Source organism: Bacillus sp. FJAT-27986, assembly GCF_001685035.1.
Lineage (GTDB): Bacteria > Bacillota > Bacilli > Bacillales > Pradoshiaceae > Pradoshia.
This window is the reverse complement of record NZ_MAYV01000001.1, coordinates 274,477-288,271: the sequence shown is the minus strand read 5'-3', so window position 1 is coordinate 288,271 and position 13,795 is coordinate 274,477. Positions and strand designations below refer to the sequence as shown.

At 39.7% G+C, this 13,795-nt stretch carries 10 protein-coding genes; all 10 read left to right on the top strand.

Features of this window, described 5'->3' with window-relative positions; all coding sequences use genetic code 11:
- The first annotated feature begins 8 nt into the window (after window positions 1–8).
- The 10 genes from dxr to A8L44_RS01235 all read left to right on the top strand — a co-directional run bounded on the left by dxr (window position 9) and on the right by A8L44_RS01235 (window position 13,782).
- A complete protein-coding gene (gene dxr / locus A8L44_RS01280) occupies window positions 9–1,151 on the top strand; it encodes a 1-deoxy-D-xylulose-5-phosphate reductoisomerase (protein ID WP_066100355.1) in 1,143 nt (380 codons plus the stop codon).
- 17 nt (window positions 1,152–1,168) lie between these two features.
- On the top strand, window positions 1,169–2,428 hold the full coding sequence (gene rseP / locus A8L44_RS01275; protein WP_066100352.1) for an RIP metalloprotease RseP: 1,260 nt from the start codon (window positions 1,169–1,171) through the stop codon (window positions 2,426–2,428).
- Between the two features lie 83 nt (window positions 2,429–2,511).
- A complete protein-coding gene (locus A8L44_RS01270) occupies window positions 2,512–4,212 on the top strand; it encodes a proline--tRNA ligase (RefSeq protein WP_066100351.1) in 1,701 nt (566 codons plus the stop codon).
- 249 nt (window positions 4,213–4,461) lie between these two features.
- Complete coding sequence (locus tag A8L44_RS01265) at window positions 4,462–8,781, top strand: PolC-type DNA polymerase III (RefSeq protein ID WP_066102272.1); 4,320 nt, start codon at window positions 4,462–4,464, stop codon at window positions 8,779–8,781.
- Window positions 8,782–8,935: 154 nt separating this feature from the next.
- Complete coding sequence (gene rimP, locus A8L44_RS01260) at window positions 8,936–9,409, top strand: ribosome maturation factor RimP (RefSeq protein ID WP_066100348.1); 474 nt, start codon at window positions 8,936–8,938, stop codon at window positions 9,407–9,409.
- 32 nt (window positions 9,410–9,441) lie between these two features.
- Entirely contained in the window at window positions 9,442–10,578 is a 1,137-nt protein-coding gene (nusA, locus tag A8L44_RS01255) for a transcription termination factor NusA (protein ID WP_066100344.1), read from the top strand.
- Window positions 10,562–10,885 (top strand): RNase P modulator RnpM, encoded by a 324-nt coding sequence (gene rnpM, locus A8L44_RS01250; RefSeq protein WP_302621333.1) that lies wholly within the window; start codon window positions 10,562–10,564, stop codon window positions 10,883–10,885. The genes nusA and rnpM overlap by 17 nt, the downstream gene beginning before the upstream one ends.
- Window positions 10,882–11,184 (top strand): YlxQ family RNA-binding protein, encoded by a 303-nt coding sequence (locus A8L44_RS01245; RefSeq protein ID WP_066100341.1) that lies wholly within the window; start codon window positions 10,882–10,884, stop codon window positions 11,182–11,184. Before rnpM ends, A8L44_RS01245 begins: the two co-directional genes overlap by 4 nt.
- A 19-nt stretch (window positions 11,185–11,203) precedes the next feature.
- Window positions 11,204–13,507: a translation initiation factor IF-2 gene (infB, locus tag A8L44_RS01240; RefSeq protein ID WP_066100338.1), complete on the top strand. Its 2,304-nt coding sequence runs from the start codon at window positions 11,204–11,206 to the stop codon at window positions 13,505–13,507.
- Window positions 13,504–13,782: a DUF503 domain-containing protein gene (locus tag A8L44_RS01235; protein ID WP_066100337.1), complete on the top strand. Its 279-nt coding sequence runs from the start codon at window positions 13,504–13,506 to the stop codon at window positions 13,780–13,782. Before infB ends, A8L44_RS01235 begins: the two co-directional genes overlap by 4 nt.
- Window positions 13,783–13,795: the final 13 nt, after the last annotated feature.

Sequence of the window (13,795 nt, the reverse complement as noted above, 5' to 3'; positions counted from 1 at the left end):
GCTTTAATTTGAAAAGGATCATTTTATTAGGGGCTACAGGGTCTATCGGTATGCAAACGATAGATATTGTACGCAATCATCCAGAGGAATTTAAATTAACAGCTGTTTCAGGCGGAAGAAATGTGGACGGAATTCGGAAAATCATTCAGGAATTCCAGCCCGAGCTGATTTGTGTACAGCTAAAAGAAGATGCAGAAAGACTCAAGACGGAATATCCGGGTAAGAAAATTGTATACGGACATGACGGCTTAATAGAGGCAGCTACTTATGTAAATGGAGATATTGTAGTGAATGCCGTGATGGGAAGCATTGGTTTAATTCCTACCATGCAGGCAATGGAAGCTGGTAAACAAATTGCCCTTGCTAATAAGGAAACATTGGTGACAGCCGGACATTTAGTTATGGAGGCTGCCAAGAGGTTTCAAACGCCTATACTGCCGGTTGACAGTGAGCATTCTGCTATATTCCAGGCATTACAGGGTGAAAAGGCTAAAAATATTGAACGCTTGATTATCACAGCATCTGGCGGAAGCTTCAGAGACCGAACAAGAGATGAGTTAAAGAATGTTACAGTAAAGGATGCACTCAATCATCCTAATTGGTCCATGGGCGCAAAAATAACAATAGATTCTGCCACAATGATGAATAAGGGACTTGAAGTGATTGAAGCCCATTGGCTGTTTAATTTGCCATATGACCAGATTGATGTCCTATTGCACCAGGAAAGCATCATCCATTCCATGGTGGAATTCCACGATTCAAGTGTGATGGCACAGCTAGGGACCCCAGATATGCGTGTTCCTATCCAATATGCTCTTTCTTATCCGGATCGGTTACCGCTTATCTCTTCAAAGAGACTTAATTTAGCAGAAGCGGCAACTTTACATTTTAAAAAGATGGACTTTGACCGCTATCCATGTTTACAATACGCTTATAATGCCGGAAGAATTGGCGGATCAATGCCGACTGTTTTAAATGCTGCCAATGAGGTGGCTGTCGAATTGTTCTTACAGGGCAAGATTCCATTCTTGGAAATTGAGGCACTGGTGGAAAAAGCTATGGAGCGTCATCAGCTAATCAAAAATCCTGAACTCGAGACTATACAGGAAGTCGATCAGGAGACAAGAAGGTATATCGAGTCACTATATTAAAAGGGATGGTCGATTAAGTGGAAACAATATTAGCGTTTATACTTATTTTTGGAGGATTAGTGTTTTTTCATGAATTAGGCCACTTAATCTTTGCAAAAAGAGCTGGTATACTCTGTCGAGAGTTTGCCATCGGTATGGGTCCGAAAATCTTCACCATAAAAAAGAATGAAACGGTCTATACCATTCGTTTACTTCCGCTAGGAGGCTTTGTACGGATGGCTGGTGAAGACGCAGAAACAGTTGAGTTGAAACCAGGCTACCGAATTGGGGTACTATTTAACGAAAATCAGGAAATTAACAAAATCATTGTCACTAACAAGGATAAATATCCTGAAGCAAGAATTATTGAAGTGGAACAAGCGGATTTGGATCATCAGTTAATCATCCGTGGATATGAAGATGGAAATGATGAAACTATCCAAACCTTTAAGGTTCATCCAAAAGCGGTAATGGTAGAAGATGGCCTTGAGCTTCAAATTGCACCATATGACCGCCAGTTTAATTCTAAAACATTACCACAAAGAGCGATGGCAATCTTTGCGGGACCGATGATGAATTTTGTTTTAGCGGCTCTGTTATTCATGATTATTGGGATTGCCCAAGGTGTTGTGGTCGATGAGCCGAAGCTTGGCAAACTGACAGAAGATGGACCTGCTATTAGCTCTGGCCTTAAGGCAGGAGATATCGTACACTCCATTAATGGCGAAAAAGTTGATTCATGGAGTGATATTCAATCAACTATTCAAAAGAATGCCAATAATCAACTGACTTTTGAGGTTGAACGTGATGGCCAAAATAAGGAGATAAATGTCACACCTAAATTGGTGGATGATTCAGCCGGCAAACGGGGAATCATAGGGGTCTATGCTCCGACGGAGAAATCCTTTATCAAAGCGATTGGTTATGGATTTACGGAAACGTATTTATGGACTAAACAAATTTTCATTGTACTTGGTGATTTAATCACAGGAGGATTCTCCATAGATGCATTATCGGGTCCTGTGGGTATATATGTTTCCACAGAAGAGGTAGCAAAATCAGGTATTTTTTACTTGATAAAATGGGCAGGGGTCTTAAGTATTAACCTTGGGATTATGAATCTCTTGCCGTTGCCCGCGTTGGATGGGGGAAGGCTGTTATTCTTTGCAATTGAAGCAATTAGAGGGAAACCGGTTGATAAGCAAAAGGAAGGTATGTTCCATTTTATTGGATTTGCCTTATTGATGCTATTAATGATCGTCGTCACCTGGAATGATATACAGCGATTTTTCTTTTAAAATAGTCAGTAGCAGGGGTTAAACACGTGTTAAGCTCCTGCTATACATTAAGTAAAGTGATTTGGATAGAAAGGTGAATAGATATGAGACAAAGTATGACGATGATTCCAACATTAAGAGAGGTGCCATCAGACGCTGAAGTAAAAAGTCATCAATTATTGCTTCGTGCCGGATTTATGCGCCAAAATGCAAGTGGAATATATAGTTATCTTCCACTTGGTTTAAAAGTAATTCAAAATGTTGAAAAAATTATTCGAGAAGAAATGGAGCGCGCAGGGGCGGTAGAATTACTAATGCCGACACTGCAGCAGGCAGAGCTATGGCAGGAATCCGGCAGATGGTATTCTTATGGTCCTGAGTTAATGAGAATGAATGACCGCCATAATCGTGAATTTGCAATGGGACCAACCCATGAAGAAGTCATTACAAGCTTACTTCGTGATGAGGTGAAATCATACAAGCGTTTACCTCTAACTCTTTATCAAATTCAAACAAAATTCCGCGATGAGAAGCGTCCCCGTTTCGGTTTGCTTCGCGGCCGTGAATTTATTATGAAGGATGCGTATTCATTCCATTCCAGCCAGGAAAGCCTGGATGAAGTGTATGATCGTATCTTTACAGCCTATTCCAATATTTTCAGCCGTTGTGGTCTTGATTTCAGAGCGGTTATAGCAGATTCTGGAGCTATGGGCGGAAAAGATACACATGAATTTATGGTGCTTTCTGAAATAGGTGAGGACACAATCGCTTATTCGGATACATCTGACTTTGCAGCTAATATTGAAATGGCACCTGTTGTTAACACGGCTGTAAAAACAGGTGAAGAGCTTAAAGAACTGACTAAAGTATCAACACCTGATCAAAAAACAATCGAAGAAGTATCAAGATATTTAAATACAACTAATGATAAGTGTATTAAATCACTTCTTTGGAAAGTGGACGATCAGTTTGTGCTTGTATTGATCAGAGGAGATCATGAATTAAATGATATTAAACTAAAAAATATCTTTAATGCTACAATCGTTGAACCTGCAAGTCCGGAGGAGACACAGGATATACTGAATTGCAGCGTTGGTTCTATTGGACCAATTGGAGTGGATGAAAACCGCGTGACAATTATTGCTGATTTCGCTGTTGAAGTTTTGGAAAATGCGGTTTGTGGAGCCAATGAAGAAGGGATACATTACATTAATGTAAATCCTGACCGTGATTTTACTAATGTGAAATATGAAGATCTTCGTTTTATACAGGCTGGTGATGCTTCTCCAGATGGAAAAGGCACCATTCAGTTTGCTAAAGGAATAGAAGTGGGTCATGTATTTAAGTTAGGAACACGATACAGTGAAGCAATGAACGGTACGTACTTGGATGAAAATGGTCGCAGTCAGCCGATGATTATGGGTTGCTATGGAATTGGAGTATCCAGAACCGTTGCGGCGATTGCTGAGCAATTTAATGATGAAAAAGGTTTAATGTGGCCTGCTAATATAGCTCCATATCAAGTGCATCTTATTCCAGTTAATATGAAGGATGAAAATCAACGGAATCTAGGTGAGAAATTATATGACGAGCTTATGCAAGCTGGATATGATGTATTAATGGATGACCGTAATGAACGTGCAGGTGTTAAATTTGCTGATTCTGATTTAATTGGACTACCTGTTCGAGTCACAGTTGGTAAAAAAGCTGCCGAAGGAATCGTAGAAGTTAAAGTGAGACGAACAGGGGAAAGTTTTGAAGTGCCTGTTACTGATCTTGCTGGTCGATTAAACGAAATCCTGTAAAATATTAAAGTACAAGCTCTCCCTTTTGCAATGGGGAGAGCTTGTTTTTTACGTGCCGATTTTTTTTGATAGTTGTTTTAAGGTTTGGATAATGCTTTTTACTCCCAACACCGGTTTTTAATAAGTATGGCTAAAGGTGTTTTCTGAATTGATGAAAACATTAATCTTTGCAAGAAGGGATTTGAATAAAAAAGAGTTGTGTTATAATTACAAGACGGAAAAGGAGAATGACGTTTGGGAGAGATAGAAATGGAAGAGAATTCTCGTATTAAACAAGATAAATTCAGAACGTTGCTCCAGCAACTTCAGCTGACGGAAGATGCGGTTGTTGTGCATTTTTCTAATGCGGAAATCGATAAAGTAATCATTGAAAAAGTTGCCCGCAAATGGCATTTCTTTTTCAGATTTGAACATATAATTCCTTGCAGTATTTGGACCAGATTTACGACACAATTAATGCAGGTCTTTTCTCCAATAGCCACTGTCGGGTATTCAGTTGAGGTTAGGAATCCACTCATCACGAATGAATTGATTACGGATTATTGGAAAAACTGTATTAGCGAAATCGATGGAATTTCTCCGGCAATTCTGGAATTATTGCATGGACAAGCTCCAAAGGTTGAAGGGAATAAGCTGATTGTAACTGCTCGTAACGATGCAGAGGCCGGCCAGCTTAAACGGAAATATACCGGCTTAATTTCAGAAGTTTATCAGCGTTTTGGTTTTCCGCCATTGCAGCTCGATGCCATTGTAGATAAAGATGCATACAGTGAGGCAATGGAGACATTTAAAAAGCAAAAGCAAATAGAAGATGAAGAAAAAGCTCTGCAGGCAGTTCAGGATATGAAGAAGGCCGCAGAGGCTAAGGATGATGGCGGAGTACCTGAAGGCCCATTGGTTATCGGGTACAAAATCAAGCCGGATGCTGATTTTAAGACACTTGATGAGATAGTTGAAGAAGAACGTCGAATTGCCGTTGAAGGGTATGTCTTCGATGCTGAAACAAGAGAGTTAAAGAGCGGACGCACCTTATTAACCTTTAAAATTACGGATTATACAAATAGCATTCTTGTTAAAATGTTCTCACGCGACAGAGAAGACGCAAGCCAATTGGCACGTGTGAAAAAAGGTATGTGGGTACGTGTACAAGGAAGTGTACAAAATGATACATTCGTCCGTGACTTAGTAATGATTGCAAATGATATTAATGAAATAGCAGGTAAAAATCGTAAGGATACAGCACCCGAAGATGAAAAGCGTGTTGAATTACATTTGCATACACCAATGAGCCAAATGGACGCTGTTACACCTGTCTCTACACTAGTGTCCCAGGCAGCTAAGTGGGGACATAAAGCGATTGCTATAACAGATCATGCGGTCGCACAGTCATTCCCTGAGGCTTACGCTGCCGGAAAGAAAAATAATATTAAAATCTTATATGGCGTAGAAGTAAATTTAGTGGATGATGGCGTGCCGATTGCTTACAATACGGCAGATTTAAATTTGGAAGAAAGCACATATGTTGTATTTGACGTGGAAACAACAGGACTTTCTGCCATATATGACACCATTATCGAGCTTGCGGCAGTTAAGATGAAAAATGGTGAGATTATTGATCGCTTTGAGTCTTTTGCCAATCCACATCATAAATTATCATCTACAACCATTAATTTAACAGGGATTACCGATGACCTTGTAGAGAATGCTCCTGAAGTCGATGAAGTTTTGACGAAGTTCAGGGATTGGTCTGAGGATGCAATTTTTGTTGCGCATAACGCGAGCTTTGATATGGGCTTCTTGAATATGGGTTATAAAAAGCTTGGGTTTGGTAAAGCCACCAACCCGGTCATAGATACATTGGAGCTGGCTCGTTTCCTCTATCCGGATTTGAAAAATCACCGCCTGAATAATTTGGCGAAAAAATTTGATGTTGAGCTTGTTCAGCATCACCGTGCGATTTATGATGCTGAAACAACCGGTCATTTGTTAATGAAAATGTTAAAGGATGCCAATGAAAAAGGCATTACGAATCATAATCAATTAAATGACAATATGGGAAAAGGAAAGGCATTCCAGAGAGCGCGTCCGTATCATTGCACATTACTCGCGCAAACACAGGAAGGTTTAAAGAATTTATTTAAGCTTGTTTCCATTGCTCATATTGATTATTTTTACCGTGTCCCAAGGATTCCAAGATCCGTCCTTATGCAATATCGAGAAGGGATTTTGGTTGGATCCGGCTGTGATCGCGGCGAAGTATTTGAAAATATGATGCAAAAATCATTTGAAGAGGCAGAGGATGTCGCTGAATTCTATGATTATCTTGAGGTGCATCCAAAAGAAGTTTACGCTCCTCTTATCGAAATGGAACTGGTTCAAAGCGATAAGGCTCTTGAATCTATAATCGCCAATATTGTAAAGCTGGGAGAGAAATTAAACAAACCAGTTGTGGCGACAGGCAATGTTCATTACCTGAATCCAAATGATAAAATCTATCGAAAAATATTAATCAATTCACAAGGGGGAGCAAACCCTCTAAATCGCCACAGCTTGCCTGATGTACATTTCCGTACAACAGATGAGATGATGAATTGCTTCTCGTTCCTTGGGCAAGAAAAAGCAAAAGAAATTGTTGTAACAAACACCAATAAAATTGCCGATTTAATTGATGAAATCAAACCGATTAAAGATGATTTATATACACCGAAAATCGAGGGTGCTGAAGAGGATATTCGGGAAATGAGCTATACAAGAGCACGGATGATCTACGGTGAAAATTTGCCGGAGATCGTGGAAGCTCGTCTTGAAAAAGAATTGAAGAGTATCATTGGTCATGGATTTGCGGTTATTTACTTAATTTCGCATAAGCTGGTTAAGAAATCACTTGATGATGGATACTTGGTTGGATCCCGTGGTTCCGTAGGTTCATCCTTTGTGGCAACGATGACTGAAATAACGGAAGTGAATCCATTGCCTCCCCATTATGTATGTCCGAAGTGCAAGAAGTCTGAATTCTTTAATGATGGATCGGTCGGGTCAGGTTTTGACCTCCCAGATAAGGATTGTCCGGACTGCGCTGTAAGCTATGTGAAAGATGGACATGATATTCCGTTTGAAACATTCCTTGGCTTCAAGGGGGACAAAGTTCCAGATATTGACTTAAACTTCTCGGGTGAATATCAGCCGCAGGCTCATAATTACACAAAAGTCCTGTTTGGTGAAGATTATGTATATCGAGCAGGAACGATTGGTACGGTAGCTGAAAAAACGGCATATGGATATGTTAGAGGATATGCCCAGGAAAATAATCTTCATTTCCGTTCAGCAGAAACAGATCGTTTAGTAAGTGGATGTACAGGTGTTAAGCGTACAACCGGGCAGCATCCGGGCGGAATTATTGTAGTTCCTGATTATATGGATATTTATGATTTCTCGCCTATCCAGTTCCCGGCTGATGCGAGTGACTCTGAATGGAAAACGACTCACTTCGACTTCCATTCCATCCATGATAATATTTTGAAGCTTGATATTCTGGGTCATGATGATCCAACTGTAATCCGGATGCTACAGGATTTAAGCGGAATAGATCCAAAAACGATTCCTACAGACGATCCTGAAGTCATGAAGATTTTCAGTACACCGGAAGTACTTGGTGTTACTGCAGAACAAATCAATTGCAAAACAGGTACACTGGGTGTACCCGAATTTGGTACTCGTTTTGTAAGGCAAATGCTTGAGGATACTAAGCCAACCACTTTTGCAGAGCTTGTTCAAATATCCGGGCTCTCACACGGTACAGATGTGTGGCTGGGCAATGCACAGGAATTGATTCAGGATAATATTTGTAATCTAAGCCAGGTAATTGGCTGTCGTGATGATATTATGGTGTATTTAATTTATCAGGGTCTTGATCCATCACTTGCCTTCAAAATTATGGAGTCTGTCCGTAAGGGGAAAGGGCTCTCTGAGGAAATGGAAGAAGAAATGCTGAAGAACAATGTACCAGGATGGTATATTGGCTCATGTAAAAAGATTAAATATATGTTCCCGAAAGCCCATGCGGCAGCATATGTATTAATGGCTGTCCGAATTGCTTATTTTAAAGTGCACCATGCACTCCTGTACTACGCAGCTTATTTCACGGTTCGTGCAGATGATTTTGACCTTGATGCGATGGTGAAAGGATCAGAAATGATTCGTTCCCGCATTGATGAAATCAATCAAAAAGGTCTCGAAGCCTCTACTAAAGAGAAAAACTTGATGACTGTTCTTGAAATAGCACTTGAAATGTGTGAGCGAGGATATAGCTTCCAAAAAGTTGATTTATATCGATCCAGTGCAAATGAATTTATTATTGACGGAAATACTTTAATTCCACCGTTCAATTCAATCCCAGGACTTGGAACGAATGCGGCTTTCAATATTGTGAAAGCTAGAGAAAACGGCGAATTTTTATCTAAAGAAGATTTGCAGCAAAGAGGCAAAGTTTCCAAAACTATATTAGAATACTTGGATAATCACGGTTGCTTGGGCGATATGCCTGATCAAAACCAACTTTCTTTATTCTGATACAGAATCGCTAATTTGCAAAAACCAACTCTTTATGTTATATTCAAGTAAGAATTACTGCTGATACGTATGTGCTAAAGAGTGGGGAAACCCACTCTTTCGTTTGTATTAGGATGATATTCAGTCGTTTACATAGACGTAAAGGAGTGAAAGCATGAGCAAGAAAGTCACTGAGATTGTCGAGGAAATGGCTGCCCCGATCCTCGAAGAATTAAACCTCGAGCTCGTTGAAGTAGAGTATGTAAAAGAGGGCAGAAACTGGTTCCTTAGAGTGTATATCGATAAGGAAAACGGTGTGGACATTGAAGAATGCGGTATTGTTTCTGAAAGGTTGAGCGAGAAGCTCGATGAAAAAGATCCAATTTCCAATAACTATTTCCTGGAGGTTTCTTCTCCAGGTGCTGAACGCCCATTAAAAAAAGATAGCGATTTTATGAAGGCAGTCGGTAAAAATGTACATATTAAAACATATGAACCGATTGATAATGAAAAAGAGTTTGAAGGTATCTTAAAAGATTTTGATGGTGACACCGTTATAATCGAAATTAAAATTAAAACACGTAAAAAGGAAATAACTATTCCTTATGATAAGATTGCCAAGGCAAGATTAGCGATTAGTTTTTCATAAGGGTTTAAGATTGTAAGGAGGGGATTAGTAAAATGAGTAATGAATTACTCGATGCACTGACCATTTTAGAAAAGGAAAAAGGAATTTCAAGGGATGTGCTCGTAGAGGCGATTGAAGCCGCTCTTGTATCAGCCTATAAGAGAAATTTTAATCAGGCTCAAAATGTCCGTGTGGATTTTAATTTGGTGAATGGATCCATGCGTGTATTTGCTCGTAAAGAAATTGTTGATGAAGTTTTTGATTCCCGCCTTGAGATCTCTTTGGAAGAAGCAAAAAGCATCAATCCAAACTATGAAGTAGAAGATGTTCTGGAGCTTGAAGTTACACCAAAAAACTTTGGTCGTATCGCAGCTCAAACAGCTAAGCAAGTTGTAACTCAACGTGTACGTGAAGCTGAAAGAGGCATTGTATACAATGAATTTATTGACCGTGAAGAAGACATTATGACTGGAATTGTCCAACGCCGTGATTCTAAATATATATATGTAGCTCTCGGTAAAACAGAAGCATTGCTTCCAGCCAATGAGCAGATGCCGAATGAATCCTATCAACCGCATGAACGTTATAAAGTATTTCTAACAAAAGTAGAAAAAACTTCAAAAGGGCCGCAAATTTTCGTTTCACGTACACATCCGGGCCTTTTAAAGAGATTATTTGAACTTGAGGTGCCTGAGATTTTTGACGGCACAGTTGAAATTAAATCTGTTGCCCGTGAAGCAGGAGACCGCTCAAAAATATCAGTTCATACTGATAATCATGAGGTGGATCCGGTAGGTGCTTGTGTAGGTCCTAAAGGCCAACGTGTTCAAGCGATTGTAAACGAACTAAAAGGCGAAAAAATTGATATCGTAAAATGGTCAGATGACCCTGTTGTTTTCGTAGCTAATGCTTTAAGTCCTTCAAAAGTACTTGAAGTCATTGTGAATGAAGAAGAGAAGGCAACAACAGTTATTGTACCTGACTATCAGCTTTCCCTGGCAATTGGTAAACGTGGGCAAAATGCTCGCCTTGCTGCAAAGCTTACTGGGTGGAAGATAGATATTAAGAGTGAAACAGATGCGCGTGAAGCGGGAATCTATCCTGTTAATCGCCTGACTGAAGAAAGTGATGAAGACGAGCTCGAATTTAAAGGCTTTACTTTCGGACTCGATGATGAAACAGAAGAATGATCCTATTGGTGAGGTGAAAATGGTGAACAACCGAAAGAAAGTACCGCTGAGAAAATGTATCGGCACCGGTGAAATGAAACCAAAAAAAGAAATGATCCGGATTGTTCGCTCCAAGGAAGGAGAGGTTTCAATAGATCCGACCGGCAAGAAATCAGGCCGCGGGGCCTATTTGAGCCTATCTGAGGAAGCCATTAACGCTGCCAAAAAGAAGAATAGCCTATCTAATCATCTGGAGGCAGATGTAGATTCTTCTATATACGAAGAACTTTTAAAGCTGGCTGCTAAGGAGAACAAATCACGACCATGATGCAAAAACAATGGATGTCCCTTTTGGGACTCGCATATCGAGCGAGAAAAGTTATTTCCGGGGAAGAATTGGTTATAAAAGAAATACGCTCTCGTCGAGCGAAAATAGTTTTATTATCAAAAGATGCTTCTTTAAATACGGAAAAGAAAATCACCGACAAATGTCATTTTTACAAAGTACAGATATGCCGAGTTGAAAACCGAACCGTGCTTGGTCAAGCAATAGGCAAGGATTCAAGAGTGGTAGTCGCTGTACTTGATGATGGATTTGCAAAGAAATTAATCTCCTTGCTCGATTAACTAATTCGGGGGTGAAGGAATGGGTAAAGTACGTGTATATGAATATGCGAAGAAGAACAATGTTTCTAGTAAAGTGGTAATTAATAAACTTAAAGATATGGGGATTGACGTCAATAATCATATGACGGCTCTAGAGGATCAGGCAGTAGAAAAATTAGAAAAACTGTTTAATCCTAAATCGGAAAAGATAAATACCGAGAAACCTCAAAATACTAACCAAACTAGAACTAGTCAAAATCAGAACCAGAACCAAAACCGAGGAAATATAAACGGGCAACAACAAAAACAGCAAACAAATAGTAACCAGCAAAGAGGTGGCCAGCAAGCTTCAAGGCAATCTCAAAGTTCCGCAAGACCTAATCCTGGTGTAACAGCAACTAGGAATAACCAGGGAACTAATCAAAATACAAAGAATAAACCGGCATCTAAGGGTAATGAAGGGAAAAAAAGCGTGCAAGATAATCAAAAAAGAGGTAACTTCAGAAATAATCGAAATAAAAAAAATAACCAACGTCATCAAAGTAAGTCAACTTATCAACCAACACCTAGAAAAGAAAGAGAATTACCGGAGAAAATCACATTCACCGAATCTCTGTCTGTGCAGGAGTTAAGTAAAAAGATTTATCGTGAACCAAGTGAAATTATTAAAAAACTATTTATGCTTGGAGTCATGGCAACGATTAATGCAGAATTAGATAAAGATGCAATTGAACTTATTTGTGCTGATTATGGCGTAGAAGTAGAAGAAATCATTAAAATTGATGTAACAGATCTTGAAGCTGTCATTGCGGATGATGAAAATCCAGATGAAAATACAGTGGAAAGACCGGCAGTAGTTACGATTATGGGTCACGTTGACCATGGTAAAACAACATTGCTGGATGCAATCAGAAATACAAAAGTTACTGAAGGCGAAGCAGGCGGAATTACGCAGCATATCGGTGCTTATCAAGTTGAGGTAGATGGTAAGAAAATCACGTTCCTTGATACACCGGGACATGCTGCCTTCACTACAATGCGTGCGCGTGGTGCTCAAGTAACGGATATTACAATTATCGTTGTAGCTGCTGACGATGGAGTAATGCCACAAACAGTTGAAGCGATTAACCATGCTAAAGCAGCAGAGGTTCCAATTATTGTGGCAGTTAACAAGATGGATAAAGAAGGAGCTAATCCTGATCGCGTAAAACAGGAATTGGTTGAAAATGGCCTGGTACCAGAAGAGTGGGGCGGGGATACTATTTTTGTACCAATGTCTGCGAAAAAAGGTGAAGGTATCGAGACATTGCTTGAAATGATTTTACTTGTAAGTGAAGTAAATGAATATAAGGCAAATCCTAAACGTAAAGCCATTGGTACGGTTATTGAAGCGGAATTGGATAAAGGACGTGGATCTGTCGCTACTTTACTTGTTCAAAATGGAACACTGCGTATAGGAGATCCAATTGTTGTTGGAGATACTTTTGGTAAAGTACGTGCGATGGTAAATGATTTAGGCCGCCGTGTTAAAGAAGCGGGTCCATCCACTCCGATTGAAATTACCGGATTAAACGAGGTGCCTCAGGCAGGCGATCGCTTCGTTGTATTTGAAGATGAAAAAACAGCACGCCAGGTTGGGGAAGCTCGTGCTCAAAGACATATCTTAGCTTCACGTAATGAAAGCTCCCGTGTAACACTTGAAAACTTGTTTGATCAATTAAAACAAGGGGAAGTAAAAGAAATTAATATCATTGTAAAAGGTGATGTTCAAGGTTCTGTTGAAGCGGTAGCTGCTTCCTTGCAAAAAATTGAGGTTGAAGGCGTAAAAGTTAAAATTATTCATGCGGGTGTTGGTGCAATTACTGAATCCGATATTATTTTAGCGACTGCCTCTAATGCAATTGTAATTGGTTTCAACGTGCGTCCGGATGTTAATGCTAAGCGTGCTGCTGAAGCTGAAAAAGTAGATGTACGTCTGCACAGAATTATCTATAAAGCAATCGAAGAAATCGAAGCAGCGATGAAAGGGATGCTTGATCCTGAGTATGAGGAGAAAGTAATCGGTCAGGCTGAAGTTCGTCAAACCATCAAAATTTCCAAAGTAGGAACAATTGCAGGAAGCTATGTAACAGATGGTAAGATTACACGTAACAGTGGAATCCGTCTAATCCGTGAAGGCATCGTAATCTTTGAAGGTGAACTGGATACACTTAAACGCTTCAAAGATGACGTGAAAGAAGTAGCTCAAGGCTACGAATGCGGAATAACGATCAAAAACTTTAATGATATTAAAGAAGGCGATGTTATCGAAGCATATGTAATGGAAGAAATTAAAAGAGCATGATTGCTGCGGCAGAATGTGAATGTTTGATTCCTAATGCTCAATCCTTAAAGGAAAAAAGAGCGGTTCTGCAGCGCGTTATGACGCGATTAAAACAAAAATTTAATGTTTCTGTCGCAGAGGTTGACTATCAGGACATGTGGCAACGCACGGTTATCGCAATCGTGGTTGTCTCGTCGTCCAGAACCAGTTCTGAAAGGGAATTGCAAAAAGCATTATCCTACCTCGATTCTTTTCCTGAATTGGAGAGTATTGCGACAAATATAGAATGGCTTTAAAAGAGGTGAAAAA

What these genes read in the sequence shown, in the direction of transcription:
- A8L44_RS01270 (WP_066100351.1), top strand. Translation starts at nt 2,512, where the DNA reads ATGAGACAAAGTATGACGATGATTCCAACATTAAGAGAGGTGCCATCA.
- nusA (WP_066100344.1), top strand. Translation starts at nt 9,442, where the DNA reads ATGAGTAATGAATTACTCGATGCACTGACCATTTTAGAAAAGGAAAAA.
- infB (WP_066100338.1), top strand. Translation starts at nt 11,204, where the DNA reads ATGGGTAAAGTACGTGTATATGAATATGCGAAGAAGAACAATGTTTCT.
- A8L44_RS01265 (WP_066102272.1), top strand. Translation starts at nt 4,462, where the DNA reads ATGGAAGAGAATTCTCGTATTAAACAAGATAAATTCAGAACGTTGCTC.
- rimP (WP_066100348.1), top strand. Translation starts at nt 8,936, where the DNA reads ATGAGCAAGAAAGTCACTGAGATTGTCGAGGAAATGGCTGCCCCGATC.
- A8L44_RS01235 (WP_066100337.1), top strand. Translation starts at nt 13,504, where the DNA reads ATGATTGCTGCGGCAGAATGTGAATGTTTGATTCCTAATGCTCAATCC.
- rnpM (WP_302621333.1), top strand. Translation starts at nt 10,562, where the DNA reads ATGAAACAGAAGAATGATCCTATTGGTGAGGTGAAAATGGTGAACAAC.
- A8L44_RS01245 (WP_066100341.1), top strand. Translation starts at nt 10,882, where the DNA reads ATGATGCAAAAACAATGGATGTCCCTTTTGGGACTCGCATATCGAGCG.